Origin of the sequence: Candidatus Pelagibacter sp. HIMB109 (genome assembly GCF_052048155.1) — a bacterium.
GTDB lineage: Bacteria > Pseudomonadota > Alphaproteobacteria > Pelagibacterales > Pelagibacteraceae > HIMB114.
This window is the reverse complement of record NZ_JBNAIK010000003.1, coordinates 93143-114537: the sequence shown is the minus strand read 5'-3', so window position 1 is coordinate 114537 and position 21395 is coordinate 93143. Positions and strand designations below refer to the sequence as shown.

The 21395-nt window shown below is 29.5% G+C and carries 23 protein-coding genes; 15 read left to right on the top strand and 8 right to left on the bottom strand.

The features are described 5' to 3' along the window. Positions 1 to 2 precede the first annotated feature (2 nt). The 7 genes from ACTTAQ_RS03255 (at position 3) to ACTTAQ_RS03225 (ending at position 4239) form a co-directional block, all read left to right on the top strand. Positions 3 to 659, top strand: a complete 657-nt coding sequence (locus ACTTAQ_RS03255) for an adenylate kinase (protein ID WP_440695526.1) — start codon at positions 3 to 5, stop codon at positions 657 to 659. 62 nt (positions 660 to 721) lie between these two features. Next, a complete protein-coding gene (gene rpsM / locus ACTTAQ_RS03250; RefSeq protein WP_440695524.1) occupies positions 722 to 1105 on the top strand; it encodes a 30S ribosomal protein S13 in 384 nt (127 codons plus the stop codon). Beyond that, on the top strand, positions 1105 to 1512 hold the full coding sequence (gene rpsK, locus ACTTAQ_RS03245) for a 30S ribosomal protein S11 (RefSeq protein ID WP_440680066.1): 408 nt from the start codon (positions 1105 to 1107) through the stop codon (positions 1510 to 1512). The genes rpsM and rpsK overlap by 1 nt, the downstream gene beginning before the upstream one ends. 23 nt (positions 1513 to 1535) lie before the next feature. Then, on the top strand, positions 1536 to 2552 hold the full coding sequence (locus ACTTAQ_RS03240) for a DNA-directed RNA polymerase subunit alpha (protein ID WP_440680067.1): 1017 nt from the start codon (positions 1536 to 1538) through the stop codon (positions 2550 to 2552). Continuing rightward, entirely contained in the window at positions 2553 to 3002 is a 450-nt protein-coding gene (rplQ, locus tag ACTTAQ_RS03235) for a 50S ribosomal protein L17 (protein ID WP_440680068.1), read from the top strand. It abuts the gene before it with no gap. Beyond that, positions 3002 to 3376, top strand: coding sequence for a fluoride efflux transporter CrcB (gene crcB, locus ACTTAQ_RS03230; RefSeq protein WP_440695523.1), 375 nt, complete (start codon positions 3002 to 3004; stop codon positions 3374 to 3376). The genes rplQ and crcB overlap by 1 nt, the downstream gene beginning before the upstream one ends. Beyond that, positions 3373 to 4239, top strand: a complete 867-nt coding sequence (locus ACTTAQ_RS03225) for an RluA family pseudouridine synthase (protein ID WP_440695521.1) — start codon at positions 3373 to 3375, stop codon at positions 4237 to 4239. Before crcB ends, ACTTAQ_RS03225 begins: the two co-directional genes overlap by 4 nt. On the opposite strand, the gene lipB is transcribed toward ACTTAQ_RS03225, so the two are convergent. After that, entirely contained in the window at positions 4211 to 4840 is a 630-nt protein-coding gene (gene lipB, locus ACTTAQ_RS03220) for a lipoyl(octanoyl) transferase LipB (RefSeq protein WP_440695519.1), read from the bottom strand. The two genes, ACTTAQ_RS03225 and lipB, sit on opposite strands and share 29 nt — an antisense overlap. 29 nt (positions 4841 to 4869) lie before the next feature. On the opposite strand from lipB, the gene mgtE reads away from it, so the two are divergent. Then, on the top strand, positions 4870 to 6246 hold the full coding sequence (gene mgtE / locus ACTTAQ_RS03215) for a magnesium transporter (RefSeq protein ID WP_440695517.1): 1377 nt from the start codon (positions 4870 to 4872) through the stop codon (positions 6244 to 6246). Here mgtE and panC read toward each other — a convergent pair. Then, on the bottom strand, positions 6243 to 7046 hold the full coding sequence (gene panC / locus ACTTAQ_RS03210) for a pantoate--beta-alanine ligase (RefSeq protein ID WP_440695515.1): 804 nt from the start codon (positions 7044 to 7046) through the stop codon (positions 6243 to 6245). The two genes, mgtE and panC, sit on opposite strands and share 4 nt — an antisense overlap. A gap of 14 nt (positions 7047 to 7060) precedes the next feature. Here panC and ACTTAQ_RS03205 point away from each other — a divergent pair, with 14 nt between their 5' ends. From ACTTAQ_RS03205 to clpA, 4 genes are read left to right on the top strand one after another with little or no spacing between them, the layout of a single operon-like run. Then, on the top strand, positions 7061 to 7858 hold the full coding sequence (locus ACTTAQ_RS03205; RefSeq protein ID WP_440695513.1) for a sugar phosphate nucleotidyltransferase: 798 nt from the start codon (positions 7061 to 7063) through the stop codon (positions 7856 to 7858). Further along, positions 7855 to 9165, top strand: a complete 1311-nt coding sequence (locus ACTTAQ_RS03200) for a UDP-glucose dehydrogenase family protein (RefSeq protein WP_440695511.1) — start codon at positions 7855 to 7857, stop codon at positions 9163 to 9165. The genes ACTTAQ_RS03205 and ACTTAQ_RS03200 overlap by 4 nt, the downstream gene beginning before the upstream one ends. Then, entirely contained in the window at positions 9146 to 9448 is a 303-nt protein-coding gene (locus ACTTAQ_RS03195) for an ATP-dependent Clp protease adaptor ClpS (protein WP_440695509.1), read from the top strand. Before ACTTAQ_RS03200 ends, ACTTAQ_RS03195 begins: the two co-directional genes overlap by 20 nt. Beyond that, the gene (clpA, locus tag ACTTAQ_RS03190; RefSeq protein WP_440695507.1) at positions 9448 to 11739 is read left to right on the top strand and encodes an ATP-dependent Clp protease ATP-binding subunit ClpA; all 2292 of its coding nucleotides are present in this window, start codon (positions 9448 to 9450) and stop codon (positions 11737 to 11739) included. Before ACTTAQ_RS03195 ends, clpA begins: the two co-directional genes overlap by 1 nt. Here the strand turns inward: clpA and ACTTAQ_RS03185 are convergent. The 6 genes from ACTTAQ_RS03185 to ruvX all read right to left on the bottom strand — a co-directional run bounded on the left by ACTTAQ_RS03185 (position 11736) and on the right by ruvX (position 18140). Further along, the gene (locus ACTTAQ_RS03185; RefSeq protein ID WP_440695505.1) at positions 11736 to 12191 is read right to left on the bottom strand and encodes a RidA family protein; all 456 of its coding nucleotides are present in this window, start codon (positions 12189 to 12191) and stop codon (positions 11736 to 11738) included. The genes clpA and ACTTAQ_RS03185 overlap by 4 nt on opposite strands. After that, the gene (gene topA / locus ACTTAQ_RS03180; RefSeq protein WP_440695503.1) at positions 12191 to 14746 is read right to left on the bottom strand and encodes a type I DNA topoisomerase; all 2556 of its coding nucleotides are present in this window, start codon (positions 14744 to 14746) and stop codon (positions 12191 to 12193) included. The genes ACTTAQ_RS03185 and topA overlap by 1 nt, the downstream gene beginning before the upstream one ends. A 71-nt stretch (positions 14747 to 14817) precedes the next feature. After that, a complete protein-coding gene (plsY, locus tag ACTTAQ_RS03175; protein WP_440695501.1) occupies positions 14818 to 15396 on the bottom strand; it encodes a glycerol-3-phosphate 1-O-acyltransferase PlsY in 579 nt (192 codons plus the stop codon). After that, positions 15396 to 16679 (bottom strand): dihydroorotase, encoded by a 1284-nt coding sequence (pyrC, locus tag ACTTAQ_RS03170; protein ID WP_440695499.1) that lies wholly within the window; start codon positions 16677 to 16679, stop codon positions 15396 to 15398. The genes plsY and pyrC overlap by 1 nt, the downstream gene beginning before the upstream one ends. Next, positions 16676 to 17629 (bottom strand): aspartate carbamoyltransferase catalytic subunit, encoded by a 954-nt coding sequence (locus ACTTAQ_RS03165; protein ID WP_009360143.1) that lies wholly within the window; start codon positions 17627 to 17629, stop codon positions 16676 to 16678. The genes pyrC and ACTTAQ_RS03165 overlap by 4 nt, the downstream gene beginning before the upstream one ends. Positions 17630 to 17669: 40 nt before the next feature. After that, positions 17670 to 18140, bottom strand: coding sequence for a Holliday junction resolvase RuvX (gene ruvX / locus ACTTAQ_RS03160; RefSeq protein WP_440695497.1), 471 nt, complete (start codon positions 18138 to 18140; stop codon positions 17670 to 17672). A 37-nt stretch (positions 18141 to 18177) separates the two neighbouring features. On the opposite strand from ruvX, the gene gatC reads away from it, so the two are divergent. Genes gatC through gatB form a run of 3 tightly spaced genes read left to right on the top strand, consistent with a single transcriptional unit; the run spans position 18178 to position 21391 of the window. Next, positions 18178 to 18465 carry an Asp-tRNA(Asn)/Glu-tRNA(Gln) amidotransferase subunit GatC gene (gene gatC / locus ACTTAQ_RS03155; RefSeq protein ID WP_440695495.1) on the top strand — a complete coding sequence of 96 codons (288 nt, stop codon included), beginning with the start codon at positions 18178 to 18180 and terminating at the stop codon, positions 18463 to 18465. Beyond that, on the top strand, positions 18465 to 19925 hold the full coding sequence (gene gatA / locus ACTTAQ_RS03150) for an Asp-tRNA(Asn)/Glu-tRNA(Gln) amidotransferase subunit GatA (protein ID WP_440695493.1): 1461 nt from the start codon (positions 18465 to 18467) through the stop codon (positions 19923 to 19925). Before gatC ends, gatA begins: the two co-directional genes overlap by 1 nt. Continuing rightward, positions 19925 to 21391, top strand: coding sequence for an Asp-tRNA(Asn)/Glu-tRNA(Gln) amidotransferase subunit GatB (gene gatB / locus ACTTAQ_RS03145; RefSeq protein WP_440695491.1), 1467 nt, complete (start codon positions 19925 to 19927; stop codon positions 21389 to 21391). The genes gatA and gatB overlap by 1 nt, the downstream gene beginning before the upstream one ends. Positions 21392 to 21395: the final 4 nt, after the last annotated feature.

Below are 21395 nucleotides of genomic sequence, written 5' to 3'. Positions count from 1 at the left end.
ATATGAACTTAATATTATTTGGACCACCAGGCGCTGGCAAAGGAACTCAATCTTCTTTTTTAGTTGAGAGTGAAAAAATGTTTCAACTATCAACAGGAGACCTTTTAAGAGCAGAACTAAAAAGTGGCTCAGATTTATCAAAACAATTGAAAGAAATCATGGATGCTGGAAAATTAGTCTCAGACGATATAATCAATAATTTAATAGAAAAAAAAATTTCAGACCCGAGTGTAAAAAATAATATAATTTTTGACGGTTTTCCTAGAAACTTAGAACAGGCAAAGTCACTAGATGATATGCTTGACAAGTATAATCAAAAAATATCAGCAATTATAAATCTAAAAGTAGATTATTCTGTACTTGTGAAAAGAATTTCTGGCAGAGTTTCATGTTCAATTTGCAAAAAACCATTTAATGAATTTTTCGACCCACCTGGAGAACCAAATAACTGTTCAAATAACAAATGTGATTCTAGAGAATTAATTAAAAGATCTGATGATAATGAAAGTACTGTGACAAATCGTTTAAAAACTTATGATGATCAAACGTTACCTATACTTGATTATTACAGAAAAAAAGGAATCGTGAAGGATGTAGATGCTATGAAAGCAATTAATGAAGTTACAGGCGAAATAAAGTCTATTATCAGTAACTTATAACGTTGACTTTAATAGTTCGATTACTATAATCCAGCGATTTTAAAAATAAGGCAATCTAAACTATGGCTCGTATATCAGGTGTAAACCTACCGTTAAATAAACAAGTGCATATCGCTTTACAGTATATTTATGGGATTGGTGATCATTATGCAGATAAGATTTGCAAAGAATTAAATATTGAAAAATCAAAACGAGTAAATAGTTTAACTGATGACGAAGTTTTAAAAATTAGAGAACTTATTGACGAAAAATTTACTGTCGAAGGTGATTTAAGAAGAGAGATTTCATTAAATATAAAAAGATTAAGAGACCTGGGTACTTATAGAGGTACAAGGCATAGAAAAAAACTTCCTGTAAGAGGACAAAGAACATCATCTAACGCAAGAACAAGAAAAGGAAAAGCAATTGCAATCGCAGGTAAAAAATTAACAATGGCTAAAAAATAATGAGCAAAGAAGAAGTTAAAAAGAAAAGCAAATTCAAAGGTAAGAAAAAAGAAAAAAAAGTTGTAACGTCAGGTAAAGCTTTCGTGAATGCTACATTTAATAATACTATTATTTCAATAACAGACAAAAGTGGAAATGTTTTATCTTGGTCATCTGCAGGATCAAAAGGTTTTAAAGGATCAAGAAAATCCACCCCATACGCTGCCCAAGTAGCTGCTGATGATGCTGCTGCTAAAGCATCAGAATATGGTTTAAAAACTCTAGACGTTGAAGTTAAAGGTCCTGGATCAGGGAGAGAAACTGCTTTAAGAGCTTTGCAAGCAAGAGGTTTTAAAATTGTCTCTATTAAAGACACGAGTCCAATTCCACATAATGGATGCAGACCACCCAAGAAAAGAAGAGTTTAATTAAAAATTAAAAGGAGAACAAATTGATAGAAAAAAATTGGAAAGAATTAGTAAAGCCATCTAAATTAGATGTTCAAACTAATGATGATAAAAGTTATGCAAAGATAACTATTGAGCCTTTAGAGAAAGGCTTTGCCTTAACACTTGGAAATGCTCTTAGAAGAATTCTTCTTTCTTCTATTCAAGGAACAGCAGTAACTGCGATTCAGATTGATGGTGTAGTACATGAATTTTCTTCTATAAACGGTGTTAGAGAAGACGTTACAGATATTGTTTTAAATATTAAGGCTTTATCATTAAAGCTAAAAAATCCAGGACCAAAAAAACTAGTATTAGATGCTCAAGGACCAGGTGAAATTAAAGCTAAAGATTTAAAAGAAAGTGCAGATATTGAAATTTTAAATCCAGAACAAGTTATATGTAACCTTGATGATAATACAAAAATTTATATGGAATTAACAGTCAACACTGGAAAAGGTTATGTATCTGCTGAAAAAAATAGAGAAAAAGATTCTCCATTAGGTCTAATACCTGTAGATTCAGTATACAGTCCAGTTAAAAGAGTTTCTTACAATGTATCAGAAACAAGAGAAGGTTTATCAATTGATTATGATAAACTTACAATGGAAGTTGAAACTAATGGCTCTGTAGAAGCAGAAGATTGTGTAGCTTATGCAGCCAGAATACTTCAAGATCAGCTTGGCATGTTTATAAATTTTGAAGAACCAAAAGAAGTAGTTGCTCAACAGACAAAATCTGAGCCAGAATTTAATAAAAATTTATTAAGAAGAGTAGATGAGTTAGAGCTTTCGGTGAGATCTATGAATTGTTTAAAGAACGACAACATTATTTACATTGGAGATTTAGTTCAAAAAACCGAGGGTGAAATGCTAAGAACTCCTAATTTCGGAAGAAAATCTCTAAATGAAATAAAAGAAGTTTTATCTGGAATGTCTTTATATTTAGGTATTGAAATTCCAAATTGGCCACCAGAAAATATAGCCGAATTGTCTAAAAAATTAGAGGAAGAATATAAATAGATGAGACATAAAATTGCTCATAGAAAACTTAATAGGACTGCTGAACACAGAAAAGCTCTTATTAAAAACATGCTTAACGCATTAATTAAACATGAGCAAATTGAAACAACTTTACCTAAAGCAAAAGAATTAAAAGTAGCGATAGATAAAATTATTACATTAGGAAAAAAGAATACTCTTGCTTCTAAAAGAATACTTATTTCTAAACTTCAAGACCAAAGTATTGTTAAAAAGATAACTACAACACTTTTAAAGAGATATGAAAAAAGAAATGGCGGTTATTCAAGAGTTGTAAGATCTGGTTACAGATACGGAGATAACGCACCTAAAGCTTTTATTGAACTAGTAGACAAGGATTTTAATGCAAAAGGACAAGATTCTGGTCCATCACAAAAAAAAGTTGAAAACAAAGATCAAGAAAAAGCAGAAGTAAAAAAAGATAAAAAATAATGAGCAACTTATTTCTTGTTGCTTTATTTGGAGCAATAGGAAGTTTATCTAGATTTGTTTTAATCCAATCAACGCCAAAATTAATATATTTAAATTTTCCCATAGGTACAATTCTTGTTAACTTAATTGGTTCTTTTTTTATTGGAATTGTAGCTTCGCTTTTTGAAAAACAAATTTTAAGTAATGAATTTAGATCAGTAATTGTTTTTGGATTTTTAGGTGGATTTACAACCTTTTCAGCTTTTACGTACGAAGTGTTTAATTTTTTAAAAACTGGAGATTATTTAAATCTTTTTATTTACTTATTTTTATCAATTATAGTTAGTTTAATTTTATTTTATGTCGGTTATAAATTAATTAAAATTTTAATATGAAAAAACCATTAAAATCTTTTGTTATTAATAAAGATTTTGAAGGTTCTAGAGTAGACAGATTTCTTAAAAAACAATTTCCAAATATTCCTCAGTCTTTATTTGAAAAAAATCTTAGAAAAAAAAATATTACAGTAAATAATAAAAAAGTTAAAAATTTATTCAAACTTGAAATAAACGATATTGTAAATATTTTTACTGAACTGAAAATTGAAAATAAAATTAATAAAAAAAAACAAATTTTTAATATTAATGATTACAATGAATTAAAAAAAAATTTTGTCTTTGAGTGTGAAGATTATTGTGTATTAAATAAACCTTATGGATATGCTTCTCAAGATGGCTCAAAAGTTAAACAGAATGTAATAGATATATTGAATTCAACTAAAAAAAATTACTATATAGTTCACAGACTAGATAAAGACACCTCGGGTTTGATGCTCCTAGCTAAAAATAGATTTTACGCTAAAAAATTTTCTGAAATGTTTAAATCAAGAGAGGTGAAAAAAAAATATCTTGTGATTATAAATGGAAAAATTAAAAAAAATAAAGGCGAAATTTATTCAAAAGAAAAGTTAAATGGAAAAGAAATTGAGTCTAAGCTTTATTTTGAAGTAATATCAAAAAAAAATAACTTTTCTTATCTGGAAATTGATTTGATAACTGGAAGAAAACATCAAATAAGAAAGCAATTTTCGGATATTGGCCATCCTGTAGTTGGTGATTCAAAGTATGGAGATAAAAAAAATAATACTCAACTATGTTTATTGAGTTATGAAATAGAGTTTGAATATAATAATAAGATCAAAAAATATAAGGCAACTATTCCAGATAATTTCAAAACATGTTTGGAAAAGTTTTTTTAAATTCTGAAATTATTATATCATTTAAATCGATGATTTCTGAAAAATTTATAAAATCTGTCATGTTAGCAATTCCCTTATCCCTGATGCCACATGGAATAATTCCATTATAGTCTTTTTTATTAACATTTACATTTAGTGAAAAACCATGAAATGCTATCCATTTTTTAACCCTGATACCAATGGCTGCAATTTTTTCAGAATTATTTTTATTTTTAACCCAAATGCCAATGTTACTTGGGTCACTAAAAGATTTGATTTTATAATTATCTAAGATCCCGATTATTACAGTCTCAATATTTCTTACAAAATTTTTAATATTTTTTTTTGAATTTAAATCAATTGCAAAATATATTACTTTTTGTCCATCACCATGAAACGTCCATTGTCCACCTCTATTTGTTTTGTAAATTGGAAATTTATTTTTATTCAATAAGTCATTATCTTTTGCAGAAGTTCCAGCACTATATAAATTTGGATGTTCTAGAATCCACAGAAGATTATTTGATTCTTTATTTTGTATTTTTTTGACTCGTTCTTCTAATAATTCAATTGCATCCTGATATTCCACAGGTTTTTGGCTTATTTTTATTTCGAGTTTCATAAAAAGATTTGTTAAAAGTATTTATTATTATGTCAAACGAACAAACTATAGAAAAAAAGACATTTGAAGTCACTAAAGAACTTATTGATAATTTAGTTGGCCTAATTAATGAAAAAAGGGTAGTCGAGATCAATAATGCTTTACATGCATTGCACCCTTCAGATGCTGCAGAAGTCTTATCGAATCTTCCAGAAAAAGCTCGTTTTAATTTATTGTTACTTGAAGCGTTAGACTTAAGACCTGATACTGTAAAAGAGTTAAACAACACTCTACAAAAAGATATTTTAAATCAATTACCTTCGGATAATGTGGCAGAAATTGTTAATCAATTGGAGTCAGATGATGCCTTGCAAATTGTTTCAAATTTAGATGAAGAAAAAAAGATTGATGTATATGAAAAAATTCCATTACAAGACAAAAAACTTTTAGAAGAAGTATTAAAAGCTTATCCCGAAGACTCTGCTGCTAGAATAATGCAAACAGAGTATTGTTCTGTCTCGCCCGAGTGGACAGTTGGAGAAACAATAGATTACTTAAGAGAAACCGATGATTTACCTAAAGAATTTTTACAAATATTTATTGTTGATGATATAAAACGACCATTAGGCTCAGTTCCCTCATCAAGAGTTTTAAGAAATCCAAGGTCTACAAAGATGAGGGATATTATGGATGAAACTCAAATGCTTATTTATGGAGATTGGGATAAAGAGCAAGTTGGTTACTTATTTGAGCAATATAATTTAATTTCAGCTGGTGTAGTTGATAAAAATAATAAACTTATTGGTATGATTACTGCCGATGATATTTTAACAGTATTAAAAGAAGAAGCCGAAGAAGATGCCTTAAAATTAGCAGGTGTACAAGATGAAGCTATTACTGATAATGCAGTAAAAATTACGAAAAAAAGATTTGTATGGTTATTAATAAATTTATTTACCGCTGTAATCGCATCATATGTCATTGGTTTATTTGATGGCAATATTCAAAAAGTAGTCGCCTTAGCTGTTTTGATGCCAATCGTAGCATCCATGGGAGGCAATGCTGCAACTCAAACATTAACTGTAACTGTAAGATTAATAGCAACAAAAGAGCTTACCGCAGAAAACTTATTTAAAATAATTGGAAAAGAATTTAGCGTAGGTTTTTTAAATGGTATTTTGTTTTCTTTAATTTCAGGTTTATTTGTCTATTTTTGGTTTTACGAAATTAAACTTTCAATTTTAATTGCTGTTTCAATGGTAATTAATATGGCTTGTGCTGGATTATCTGGAATAGCGATCCCTGTTATATTAGATAAGTTTAAAATTGATCCCGCAATAGCATCAACAGTTTTTGTTACGACTGTTACCGATGTTGTTGGATTTGTATCTTTTTTAGGTTTAGCTGGGATAATACTTGGTATTTAAATATTATCTATCAACCTCACCTTTCCTAAATAGAATGCAACAAATAATCTTGATTGATTATTAATTTTATTTGTAATTTTGAAAGTCTTTAAATTTATATTTTCAACATAATCATATTTAATTTTATTTTTTTTAAAATTTTCTTTTATATCTTTTAAAATATTATTTTTTTTACTTTTCTTTTTTTTAATTTTTTTTACAAAATTAATAATTAATACAGCCTTTTTTTTATTTGCTTTATTAAGTAATTGATTTCTGGATGATAAAGCTAATCCGTTACTATCTCTTATAGTTTTGCAGTTAATTATTTTAGTTTTGATTTTATTAAGAAATATAAAGTCTTTTATAATTTTTAATTGTTGAAAATCCTTCTCTCCTAAATACATTTTTGAAGAAGGCACAATATCAGTAAGCTTTTCAATAACTTGCAGAACACCTTTAAAATGTCGTTTTCTATATTTGTGTTCCATAATTTTATTTATTTTTGGATATTTTCTTTTTTTTGACTTCCAGGAGTAAATTTCATGAAAAGATGGAATGAATAAGTAGTTTACCTTAAGCTTTTTACAAATACGGATATCATCATTAATTTTTTTTGGATATTTTTTTAAATCATTCTTATTATTAAATTGTTTTGGATTTAAAAAAATACTTACAACTGTTACCTTGTTTTCTGTGATAGATTTTTTTATTAAATACTCATGACCTTTGTGTAAAGAGCCCATTGTAGGAACAAAACCAGATTTCTTGATATTCTTAAAAAGTAAATTGATTTCTTTGGATTTTCTTATAATTTTCATTTAAAGTTTTAACAATGATTAAACAAGCAATTATACCACTTGCCGGTTTAGGTACAAGGATGCTTCCCTTGACCAAAGCTTTTCCAAAAGAATTTTGGCCGCTAGGGAATAAATCAATTCTTGAAAATATTTTAGATGAATGTTTTGACGCAGGTATTAATGAAGTTATTTTAGTGATTTCAAAAAAAAAAAAATCAATAAAAGATTACTTTAAAAAAGATATCGTTCTTGAAAAAAAAGTTAAAAATAAACCTGAGCTTTTAAAGTCTTTAAAAAATTTAAATAAAATATCTTCAAAAATTAAATTTGTTTACCAGGACAAACCCAAAGGATTAGGCCATGCCGTATTGTGTGCAAAAAAATTAATTAAATCAAAGCATTTTTTACTATTACTCCCGGATGACATTATAAATGGTAAGAATTCTTCTAAAGAACTTATTGCCATAAATAAAAAAACAAATTCTTCAGTTATTGCAATAAGAAAAGTGATTAAAAAGGATGTTAAGCGATATGGTATAGTAGGGTTTGATGAATTTAAAAATTTAAAAATTAATAAAATGGTAGAAAAGCCTTCAGTAAAAAACTCACCATCTCAGTTTGCAATTATAGGGAGATATATTTTGAATAAATCTATTTTTAATTACTTGGGTAAACAAAAAAGTGGTAAATTAGGAGAAATTCAAATTACAGACGCAATGAACGCAATGCTTTTTCATGAAAATTTTTATGGATGCAAATTTAAAGGTAAATATTTAGACTGTGGAACTATAAATGGGTATATAAATTCATTTAAAGAAATAAATAAAAAATGAAAATTTGTTTTATAGGTACTGGTTATGTTGGCCTTGTTTCTGGTGTGCTTTTCTCTGATTTTGGTAACAAGGTAATATGTGTAGATAATGACCAAAAAAAAATAGATAATTTAAAAAAAGGAATTATTCCAATTTTTGAACCTGGTCTTGATGAGCTGGTAATAAGAAATTACAAATCAAAAAGATTATCTTTTACAACTGACATAGCTAGAGCAATTAAAGACTCAGATATAATATTCATTGCAGTGGGAACACCTACAGCCAAAGACGGAGTCTCCGCAGATTTGAAAAATGTTTATGCAGTAGCAAATGTTATTTCTAAAAATATAAATAAGTATAAAATAATTATTACAAAATCTACCGTCCCAGTTTGTACTGGAGATGAAGTTGAAAAAATTATTAAAAAAAATAATTCATCTTCAAAATTTGATGTAGTTTCTAATCCAGAGTTTTTACGTGAAGGTGAGGCTATACGGGACTTTAGATATGCTGATCGAGTTGTCATTGGATCAAATAATTTATCAAAAACAAAACCAATATTGGAAAAACTTTATGAGCCAATTATTAAAAAAGGTGCAAAATTTATAGTAACAACTAGAAGGAGTTCAGAATTAATTAAATATGCAGCTAATGCATTCCTGGCTACCAAGATTACATTCATTAATGAAATAGCAAATCTTTGTGAACAGGTTGGCTCTAATGTTGAAGATATTGCCATTGGTATTGGAACAGACGCAAGGATAGGGCCTAGGTTTTTAAGGGCTGGCCCTGCTTATGGCGGCTCTTGTTTTCCAAAAGATACTAAAGCCCTTACTAAAATTGGAGACAAATTTAAAACGGATATGTCAGTTGTTAAATCTGTAATAAAAAGTAATGAAAAAAGAAAATCAAAACTTGCTGATCAAATATTAAAAATATTAGGTAATCCCAAAGGAAAAAAAGTTGGTTTTTTAGGTGTTACTTTTAAAGCAAATACAGATGACATGAGAGATACTCAATGTTTAAAAATTTTTCCTAAACTTTTAAATAAAGGGGTTAAGATTTCGTATTATGATCCAACTGGTGAAAAAAAAGAATTAAAAAAAATAAAATTTTTAAAAAGTTCTGAAGAAATTTTAAATCAAAATGACTTAATAGTAATACACACTGAGTGGGATGAGTTTAGATCGTTAAATTTTAAAAAAGCTAAATCTAAAAAGATAAAAATTTTTGACATGAGGAATTTATATCAGCCAGATAGTTTTTTAAATAAAAAAATTAATTATTATTCAATCGGCAGACCTGTGAATGAAAAAAAAGCTCGATAAACTTAGTCAACTTGAATTTAAAGAACAAACCAAGAAACCTAAATTTTTCAAATTAATTCTTCTAAACGATGATTTTACAACAATGGATTTTGTTGTTAAGATTTTAGTAATGTTTTTAAATAAATCAAATCATGAAGCAAATTTTTTAATGCTTAAAATTCACAATGAAGGATCTGCAATTTGCGGTGTTTTCCCTAAAGATGTTGCGGTTACGATTCAAAACAAGATTCATAACTTTTCAAAAATAAATAAACAACCTTTGAAATGTATTGTTAAAGAATAATGGCAACTTTTACAAAATCTTTAGAAAAATCAATTTCAAATGCATTTGCCTTAGCTACTGAAAAAAATCATCAGTATGTAACATTGGAGCATCTTTTGTTTTCATTAATGGATGAAGAAGATGCTCAAAATGTAATGAAAGCTTGCAGCGTTGATATAGGTTTATTAAGAGAAAATTTGGAACATTATATTGATCATGAATTAGATAACATAGTTAACTCTGAAAAAATTTCAGATCCTCAACCCACTGCTGGTTTTCAAAGAGTTATTCAAAGATCGATAGTACACGTTCAATCTTCAGGTAAATCTGAAGTAACAGGAGCAAACATTTTAGTTTCATTATTTGCTGAAAGAGAAAGTCACGCAACTTATTTTTTACAAGAGCAAGAAGTTACCAGATACGATGTCGTTAATTTTATATCTCATGGAATTACCAAAATAGAGAATTTTTCATATACGGAAAATTTAGAGACAGATCAAAAAATTGGACAAAAGACAAATGAACGAACTGCGCTAGATAATTTTTGCGTAAATTTAAATCTAAAGGCTTCAGCCAATAAAATTGATACTTTGATCGGTAGAGATGATGAAGTGAGTCGTATGGCTCAAATCTTATGCAGAAGAACCAAGAATAACCCATTATTAGTTGGCGATCCTGGTGTTGGCAAAACAGCAATTGTTGAAGGCTTAGCTAAAAGAATTTTTAATAAAAATGTTCCAGAACCATTAAAAGATTCTGTGATATTTTCACTTGATCTTGGATCATTACTAGCAGGAACGAGATATAGGGGTGATTTTGAAGAGCGCCTAAAAACAATTATTAATGAAATTGAAAAAAATGATAATTACATTCTTTTTATAGACGAGATTCATACGCTTGTAGGAGCTGGTACAACAACTGGTAACTCAATGGATGCAGCAAATATGCTTAAGCCGGCTTTGCAATCTGGAAAAATCAAATGTATTGGCTCAACTACTTTTACGGAATATAGGTCAAATTTTGAAAAAGATAGAGCTCTGCAAAGAAGATTTCAAAAAATTGATGTTTCTGAACCAACTATTGATGAAGCTTATAAAATTATGTTTGGTTTAAGGGATAAATATGAGGAATATCACAAAGTAAAATACAGTGATGATGCTATTAAAGCTTCTGTTGATTTATCAGCTAAATATATTGGAAACAAAAGACTTCCCGATAAATCAATTGATATTTTAGATGAACTGGGCGCGTTTGAAAATTTAAAAGAAAACAAAGATAGAAAAGAAATTTTAGACGAAAGTGATGTAGAGCAAGTTGTTGCCAAAATAACAAAAATACCAGAAAAAAGTATTACCGCTAACGATAGGTATTATCTTAAAGATTTAGATAAAAATTTAAAAAGGTTAATATATGGACAAGATCATGCAGTCGACGCACTTTGCTCATCAATTAAACTATCTAGATCTGGCTTAAGAAATCCAGAAAAAACTATAGGGAATTATTTGTTTAATGGTCCAACAGGTGTTGGTAAAACAGAATTAGCAAAACAATTATCAAAAACTTTAGGGGTCGAACTTGTTAGATTTGATATGTCTGAATTTAGTGAGAAACATACCATTTCTAAATTAATAGGCTCACCTCCTGGTTATGTTGGCTTTGATCAAGGCGGGCAACTTTCAGAGTCTATAGAAAAAAATCCATATTGTGTACTTTTGATTGATGAAATTGAAAAGGCACATCCTGATATTTTTAATATTCTTTTACAAATTATGGATTATGGAAAATTAAAAGATCAAAATGGAAAAAATGTTGATTTTAGAAATGTTATATTAATTTTAACTAGTAACATTGGTGCCGCAGAGTTAGAAAAAGATCAAATTGGTTTTTCAACTAAAAAAAATAACGAAATCGATCAACAGACAATAAATAAAGTTTTTAGTCCTGAATTTAGAAATAGATTAGACTCAATAATTAGTTTTAACAGACTTGATAAATCTATAATTAAGCAAATTGTCAGCAAGTTTATTCTTGAGCTAGAGACTCAATTAAATGCTAGAGATGTTGTGATTGAACTGTCTAACACTGCAAATGATTTAATATGTGAAAAAGGCTATTCACAAACAATGGGAGCGCGACCAATATCGAGGTATATAGATGAGCATATTAAAAAAACTTTAGCTGATGAAATTATACATGGAAAATTAGTAGATGGAGGACATGTTAAAGTTGATGTTAAAGATGAAAAAATTATTTTTAATTATAAAAAATTCTCAAAATCTGAAAAGCCAGAAAAAGTTCTAGGTAAAAATTAAACTTCAAATATAGTTTCTAACTCAACTGCTGCATCCAAGGGTAGGGTATTTGCACCAATTACGGCTCTTGCATGTTTACCTTTATCTCCAAAAATGTTTACTATTAAATCAGATGCGATATTTAAAAGTTTTGCATGCTCTTTAAATTCAGCAGAGCAATTATAGTAGCCTGTAATTTTAACACACCTTTTTACTAGATTTAAATCATTGGTTGCTTTTTTTAATTGTCCCAAAACATTGAGAATGGCTATTCTAGTTGCTTGTTCACCTTCTTCGATTGTTAAATCTTTACTAATTTTTCCCTTAATCATACTTCCGTCTGGAAGTATAGGTAACTGTCCAGAGATAAAAATTAAATTATTTGATTTTATAAAAGCTGAATAATTCCCAACAGGGTCAGGTGGATTTGGTATTTCGATATTTAGATTATTAAGTTTATCCTCAATAGACATTATTTTTTCTTTTTAGTCTTTTTTGTTTTTTTGAGGGTTTTACCTTTTTTTTGAGCGTCATATTCTAAACGTTTATCAATATAAACTAATGCCTCTTCCATGGTAATATCATTTGGATCTTTATCATCAGGTATGGTTGCATTTATTGTTTTGTATTTAATATATGGACCAAATTGACCTTTCATTACTTTTACTGGTTTTTTATCTTCTGGATGTTCACCGAGGTTTTTAATTTCGTTTGAAGACCTTCTTCCTGGTTTTGCTTCAGCAATTAAAGTAATTGCTTTATTGATTCCAATTGAAAAAATATCTTCAGGAGATTCTAAGGTAGCCGATTTGTTGGCGCACTTTACGTAAGGACCAAACCTTCCGTTATTTAAAGTAATATCCTCATTATTTTCAGGATATTTTCCTAAAACTTTTGGTAATCCTGATAAAAATTTTGCTTTTTCAATATCAACATCATTAGGCGATATTCCTTTTGGAATTGAAAAATTTTTCATTTCTTTTTCATCATTGCCAACTTGAAGGTATGGCCCAAATCTACCTTTTTTAAGCATAATTTTTTTGCCTTCATCAGTTTCTCCAATTTCCTTTGGCTCTGACATAAAATCTTCTTGAGCGGCTTTTATTCTTGATAAAGGTCTTGTAAATTTACATTCAGGGTAATTAGAGCATCCAATAAAAGCACCAAATCGCCCAACTTTTAAACTTAACTCGCCACCGCACTGGCATTTTCTTAAAATTTTTCCTTCTCCATCTTTATCAAAAATTATATCTGCTAAACTTTCATTAAGCATATCAAGAATAGTTCTTGTTCTTAACTCTTTTACTTCATTTACATTTGAATTAAACTTTTCCCAAAATTGACTCAAGACATCGATCCATTTGATTTTACCAGATGTTATTTCATCTAAGCTGTCCTCTAAATTTGCGGTAAAGTTATAATCAACATATCTATTAAATAATTTATCTAAAAAAGCTGTGATTAATTTTCCTCGGTCTGTTGGGGTAAATTTTTTATTAATTAATTCTACATAATTTCTAGTTGATAAAACTGAAATAATACTTGCATAGGTTGATGGTCTGCCAATTCCTAGCTCTTCAAGTTTTTTAACTAAACTTGCCTCAGAATATCTTGGAGGAGGATTTGTAAAATGTTGTTCATCTATAATTTTATCTAATTTTAGCTCATCACCTTCATTAACATTAGGTAAAATATTTTCATCATCATCATTATCGTCTTTTTTTTCATCTTCTTCTTTTGTTTCTTGATAAAGTTTTAAAAAACCATTAAATTTTTGAATGGAACCATTTGCTCTAAACCCTATAGTTTTATCACTATTATAAATATCAACTGAAGTTCTCTCAAACTCAGCAGATTGCATTTGAGATGATACAGTTCTATTCCAAATCAGTTCGTATAACCTCATTTGATCTCTATCTAGTATTGATTTTAAGGATGCTGGGTCTCTGTTAATATCAGTTGGTCTAATTGCTTCGTGGGCCTCTTGTGCATTTTTTGCTTTTTTCCCACTGTAGTTCCTAGCTTGTTCTGGTAAATATTCTTTTCCAATTTTATTTTCAATAAAAGTTCTGCAAGTCTGTAGCGCTTCATTGGATATTTGTGTTCCATCAGTTCTCATATAAGTAATCAGTCCAACTGTTTCTCCATCAATTTCAAATCCTTGATATAATCTTTGAGCCACTTGCATTGTTCTTGAAGCTCCAAAGCCTAACTTTTTAGAAGCTTCCTGCTGCATTGTTGAAGTCGTAAAGGGTGCGTATGGATTTCTTTTATATGGTTTTTTTTCTATTTGAGTTATTTTAAAATTGTGTTTTTTTATTTCATCTACTGCTGATTTAGTTTGTTCTTCATTTTTAAAGAAAAATTTATTTGTTTTTTCCGATTTAAATAAGGTAATTTTTGAATTTAAATCTTTATTTTCCTTATTTTTAAATAAAGATTGAACACTCCAATATTCTTCTGGTTTAAAAAGTTCTATTTCATTCTCTCTTTGAACAATTAATTTTAAGGCAACAGATTGCACTCTACCTGCAGATTTAGATCCAGGTAGTTTTGTCCAAAGTATTGGCGATATATTAAAGCCAACCAAGTAATCCAAAGCTCTTCTTGCCATATAAGCATCAACTAGCTCAGTGTTAATTGATCTAGGATTATCTATTCCATTTTTTACTGCTTTTTTTGTGATTTCATTAAATACAACTCTTTCAACTTGTTTGTCTTTTAATAATTTTTTATCATCAAGAATATTTTTAACGTGCCAAGCTATTGCTTCACCTTCTCGATCAGGGTCAGTTGCAAGGATAATTTTTTTAGCATCTTTAGCCGCATCATAAATTTCTTTTAAAGGTTTTTTAGAACCAGGATCAATTTCCCAAGTCATATTAAAATTATTTTCAGTATCAACCGATCCATTTTTTGAAGGCAAATCTCTTACATGACCATAACTTGCTAACACGATATAATCTTCACCAAGATATTTGTTAATCGTCTTTGCTTTTGCAGGACTTTCCACAATTACTAAATTCATAGCAAAATCTACTCTCAAATATTTTAATAATTGTCAATTTAATGTTGTTTGAAAGCAATAAAATGGTGCTTTTATTTAGTTTTTATTTTACTTTCGTCGCCAGAAATAATTCTCTTGATATTATCTCTATGGGTGTAGATACTAAAAATTGTAAAGAAAAACATTAGTAAAGTTAAATTAAAATCATAAAAAACAAATGTAATAACTAGAGTAATAATAAAAGCTATGATTGCTGACAATGAAGATATTTTAAATATTTTGGCAATCACTCCCCACGTAATTAAAAAAACTAATCCTAAAATGTAATTTGTTATTAATATTCCACCAATAAAAGTTGCTACACCTTTTCCACCTTTAAACTTTAGCCAAACAGGAAAAATATGACCAAGGTATACAATTAAAAAAGATAAAAGACTGTACTCACTAAAAAATTTATTTGTAATTAATACTGCAATACTGCCTTTTGCAACATCTGATAACAAAGTATATGCCGCAACCTGCTTATTGCCTGTTCTAAGAACATTCGTTGCACCAATATTTCCTGATCCTATATTTCTAACATCGCCTAATCCTGCAATTTTTGTATAAATTAATCCAAAGGGAATGCTGCCCAGTAAATATGAATATAAAATAACTAAAGTTATATTCATTATAGTTCAAAGACTAGCTTTCCATTGAGGAAAGTCTTCTCAACCTTGCCTTGTAGTTTTTTATCTTCAATTGCGGTATTTTTTGATTTTGATTGCATTTGATCTCTTTTTACTACCCAAGGTTTTTCAAGATCTATAACGGCTATATCAGCGGGCATACCTTTTTCTAATGAACCGGCATTGATCCCAAAAATTTTTGCCGGATTTTCAGTTATTGCTCTAACTATAGTTTTAAGTTCGAGATTCCCGTTATGATACTGCTCCAAGGCTAGAGATAAAAAGGTTTCTATGCCAGAAGAGCCTGTAGCACACTTTTGAAAAGTTAATCTTTTAGACTCTTCATCTTCTGGCTTGTGGTCAGACACAATAATATCAATTGTTCCATTTTTAACGCCTCTAATTAAATCAAGTCTATCTTGCTCAGTTCTTAAAGGTGGTGATAATTTTAAAAAAGTTCTAAATTCACCAATATCATTTTCATTAAGTGACAAATGATTAATAGAAACACCAGTTGTAAAATCTATATTTTTTGATTTCCACTCATTTATAATTTCTAACGATTTTCCTGATGATAGTAGAGCAATATGATATTTAGATTTATATTGACTAAGTAATCTTAAATCTCTCTCAATTACGACATGCTCAGCGTAATCGGGAATACCTTTTAAACCTAGCTTAGTTGCAATTAGCCCTTCATTAATTACACCATTTTTGGATAATTCGTTATCCTGAGGCATTTGAACAATTAAAGCATTTTGGTTTTTTGCATAATTAAAAATCTTGTCCATTACATTGTTACTTTGAACACACTTAATACCGTCAGTAAAACCTACGGCCCCACTAAGTTTTAATAATCCAAACTCGGTAATTTCATTTCCATCTAAGTTTTTTGTTAGAGAAGCTAAAGAATGAATTTTAATTAAAGATTTATCTCTAGCTCTTCTTTTAATAAAATCAAATGTAGACACATCATCAATAACGGGATCAGTATTTGGCATAGTAACAACAGAGGTTACACCACCAGAAATAGCTGCTTGGCTTAAGGTTCTATAATTTTCCTTATATTCAAAACCTGGTTCCCCAGCAAAAACTCTACCATCGATTACACCAGGCATTGCAATTTTATTTGCACAGTTGTAAATTTTTATATCACCAACATTATTTTTAGTAACTTCTTTTCCAATAGCCTCAACAAAACCTTTTTCATTTATTAATATTCCACCAACTTCATCTATATCATTCTTTGTATCAATTATTCTTGCATTGATAATTGCTGATTTCATATTTGGTTCTCCATAAGAATTTTTAGACACGCCATTCTAACTGCAACACCCATTTCAACTTGCTGAACAATAATACTTCTATTAATGTCATCAGCTAATGACGCATCAATTTCAATCCCTCTATTCATAGGACCTGGATGCATAATCAATGCATCTTCTTTGGCGTGCTTAATTTTTTTATAATCCAGGGCAAAAAATTCATAATATTCTCTTGTAGATGGGATATAAGATCCATCCATTCGTTCTAGCTGCATCCTTAACATCATAATAATATCTACATCTTTAAGCCCATCTTCCATGTTAGTATAAACTTTCACACCGAACTGATGAATTTCTTTTGGCATTAAAGTACTGGGAGCAATAACCCTTACTTCTGCGCCCATCATTGTTAATAGATATATGTTAGACCTTGCAACACGTGAGTGCATAATGTCTCCACAAATTGCTATTTTCAATCCTTCAATTTTTCCAATTTTCATTTTGATTGTCATTGCATCTAGAAGAGCTTGAGTAGGGTGTTCTCTCCAACCATCACCAGCATTAATTACTGCACAATTTACTTTTCTTGATAATAAATTTGCCGCTCCAGAGTCTCCGTGTCTTATGACTAAAATATCTGGATGCATTGCATTTAAAGTCATTGCGGTATCTATAAGTGTTTCACCTTTTTTAATTGCAGAGTTTGAAACGTTCATGTTCATGACATCTGCACCAAGTCTTTTTCCTGCAAGCTCAAAAGATGAGAGAGTTCTTGTAGAACTTTCAAAAAATAAATTAATTTGAGTTTTTCCTTTTAATAAGCTTAATTTCTTATTTTCTTTTCTATTTAGCTCAACAAAGGATTGGCTTTCGTTTAGTATGTGAACAATTTCTGGAATAGATAAATCTTGAATACCTAAAAGGTGCTTCTTTTCATATTTAACAGCTTGTTTAGTTTTGAATAAAGCCATTAAAACCAGTCCTATAGGCTTATTTCATTAATTAGGCAAGCTATTTATTAAGAAAGTCAAGATAACCTTGAAGGATAAAAGCCGCCGCATGTTGATCTAGATTTTTTGATTTTTTAGAAGAGTTAATGTCCAAATCACCCATTAGATTAAACGCTCCTTCACTTGATAATCGCTCATCCCATAAAGTTATAGGTAATTTCGTATTTTTTGAAATATTTTGTGCAAAGTCTCTAGCTGATTGCGATCTTGGTCCTGGGGTTCCGTCCATATTAATTGGGTTACCAATTACTATCCCTTTGATTTCGTATTCTTTAATTATATTATTTAGTTCTTCTAAAAACTGTTTAAATTTTTTCATTACAATAATTTTAAAAGGCGTTGCTATTTTTTGATTAGGATCACTAACTGATAATCCTATGTTTTTTTTTCCAGGGTCTATTCCGAGTATTCTAGAATTTTTTCCAACTTTAATAAGAAAGTCTTTATTATCGCAAAGGTTGATAGTTTCCATTAAAGTGTTATTTTACCGCAAATTTTATCAAAGTCTAATGACAATTACCAAAGATACAGTAAAGAAAATTTCTAAACTTTCCAGGATTGCCTCAAACGAAAAGTTTGAAGAAAATATGATTAAAGATTTAAATGCAATTTTAAAATTCGTTGACCAACTTAATGAAGTGAAAATTGAAAACATAAAACCACTTGCCTCGACTGTCGAACAAGAATTAATCAAAAGAGATGACGAAGTAAAAAAAATGAATGAAAAGAAAGATATTCTTATTAATTCTCCAGAAGAAAATGAAGATTTTTATGTTGTTCCAAAGGTTATTGAGTAATGACTGAAATTTATCAACTTACACTTTATGATTTAGTAGAAAAAATAAAATCAAAAGAAATTTCTTGCGAGGAAGCTACAAAATCATATGTCGATAGAGCTAAAAAATCACAAAAACTTAATTGTTTTATTGAAGAAACATTTGATCAAGCTTTAAATAAGGCAAAAAATCAGTCAGACAAAATAGACACTGGTAAAAAATTATTTGGCGCACCATTTGCGGTAAAAGATTTATTTTGCACAAAAGGTATTCAAACAACAGCTTCTAGTAAGATGCTTGAAGGATTTAAACCTGAATATGAGTCAACTGTTACTTCTAAACTATGGGATGAGGGGGCTAATCTTTTGGGCAAATTAAATTGTGATGAGTATGCGATGGGCTCATCAAACGAAACTAGTCATTTTGGAAATGTAATAAACCCATACAGAAATGATAAGGATTTAGTACCTGGTGGATCATCAGGAGGATCAGCGTCTGCGGTTGCAGCCCATCTTACATCGGCTACTGTTGGGACAGATACGGGTGGATCAATTAGACAACCAGCATCATTTACTGGAACTGTTGGTTTAAAACCAACTTATGGAAGATGTTCGAGATGGGGAATAGTTGCTTTTGCCTCTTCATTGGATCAAGCAGGACCAATGACAAAAGATGTTAGAGATGCTTCTTTATTAATGGAAGTTATTTCAGGACATGATAACAAAGATTCAACGTCTGCACAAATAGAACAAGAAGTTTTTAGTCAAAAGTTAACCAAAGATATTAAAGGTTTAAAAATTGGAATACCAAAAGAATATAAAATCGACGGTATGTCAAAAGAAATAATAGATCTTTGGGATAAAGGAATTGAAATAGTAAAATCTTTAGGATGTGAAATTAAAGAAATATCACTTCCACATACAAAGTATGCTCTTCCAGCTTATTATATAATTGCTCCAGCAGAAGCTTCTTCTAATTTGGCAAGATATGATGGGGTAAGATATGGTTTTAGAGCTGAAGGTAAAGATTTAATAGAAATGTATGAAAACACTCGATCTTTGGGATTTGGTGATGAGGTTAAAAGAAGAATTTTAATTGGCACTTATGTTTTATCATCAGGTTATTATGATGCCTATTATTTAAAAGCTCAAAAAGTTAGAAGGTTAATTAAAAATGACTTTGATCAAGCCTTTAAAAGTGTAGATACTATTCTAACACCTACAACACCATCAGCAGCATTCGCGATTGGTGAGAATGTTGATGATCCAATTTCTATGTATTTAAATGATGTTCTTACTGTGCCTGTAAATCTTGCGGGGTTACCAGCCATATCTATTCCTGCTGGATATGATCAAAACAATCTTCCTTTAGGCCTACAATTAATTGGTAAATCTTTTGATGAGCAAACAGTTTTAAATAATGCATATGCAATTGAACAGTCGATTAATTTTAAACCAAATTTCAAAGATTGGTGGATGTAATGTCAGAAAAAGAATTTGATTATTATTTAAAAGGTGAAAAAGGTGAGTATGAGGTTGTAATTGGCTTAGAGGTACATGCGCAAGTTTTGTCAGATGCTAAATTGTTTTCCTCCTCTGCCACAAAATTTGGCTCAGAGCCAAATTCTCAAGTAAGTTTGGTCGATGCTGCGATGCCTGGAATGTTGCCTGTTATAAATAAATTTTGTGTAGAACAAGCTGTAAAAACAGGTTTAGGTTTAAATGCAAAGATAAATACCTTTTCTAAATTTGATAGAAAAAACTATTTTTATGCAGATCTCCCGCAAGGCTATCAAATTTCTCAATTTAAACATCCAATAGTAGGTGAAGGAAAAGTGATAGTAGATATGCCTTACGGTACAAAAGAGATTGGAATTGAAAGATTACACCTTGAGCAGGATGCAGGAAAAAGTATACACGATCAAGATCCAAAAAATTCTTTTGTAGATTTAAATCGATCTGGAATAGCATTAATGGAAATCGTAAGTAAACCTGACCTAAGATCACCTGGTGAAGTTGGAGAATACATAAAAAAATTAAGATCAATTATGAGATATTTAAATACCTGTGATGGTAATATGGAACAAGGTTCATTGAGAGCTGATGTGAATGTTTCTGTGAGAAAAAAAGGATCAAAAGAATTTGGAACACGTTGTGAAATTAAAAATGTTAACTCAATTAAGTTTATGCAGCAAGCCATTGACTATGAGGCTAGAAGACAAATCGAATTAATTGAAGAGGGCAATGAAGTTGATCAAGAAACGAGACTTTTTGATACAAAAAAACAAGAAACTAGATCGATGCGTAGTAAAGAAGACGCTCATGATTACAGATATTTTCCGGATCCGGATTTATTACCATTAAGATTAGAAGATTCTTATATCGAAGATTTAAAAAAAGGTTTGCCAGAATTACCAGATCATAAAAAACAAAGATTGATATCAGAGTTTAAACTTTCAAATTATGAAGCAAGTGTAATTATATCTGATCAAGCAGTTTCTACATATTACGAAGAGGTAGCTAAAAATTCAGATTATAAACTTGCTGCAACGTGGTTAATGGGTGAATTGTTTGCAACTTTAAATAAAGAGGGCAAAGATATTACCGAAAGTCCAGTGAGTACGGTTAATTTAGCTAAGATGATTAACTTAATTAAAGACGGAACAATTTCTGGAAAAATTGCAAAAACAGTATTTGAAGAAATGATCAAGAATGATGGTGATCCAGCAAAGATAGTTGAAGACAAAGGTTTAAAACAAACCTCAGATCCAAAAGAAATTGAAAACATCGTTGATAAAATTTTATCTTCTAATCAAGATAAGGTTGAACAGTATAAATCTGGAAAAGATAAACTTTTTGGATTTTTTGTTGGTCAAGTAATGAAGGAAATGAAGGGAAAAGGAAACCCTCAAATGATCAACGATATTTTAAAAAATAAATTAAAATAAATAA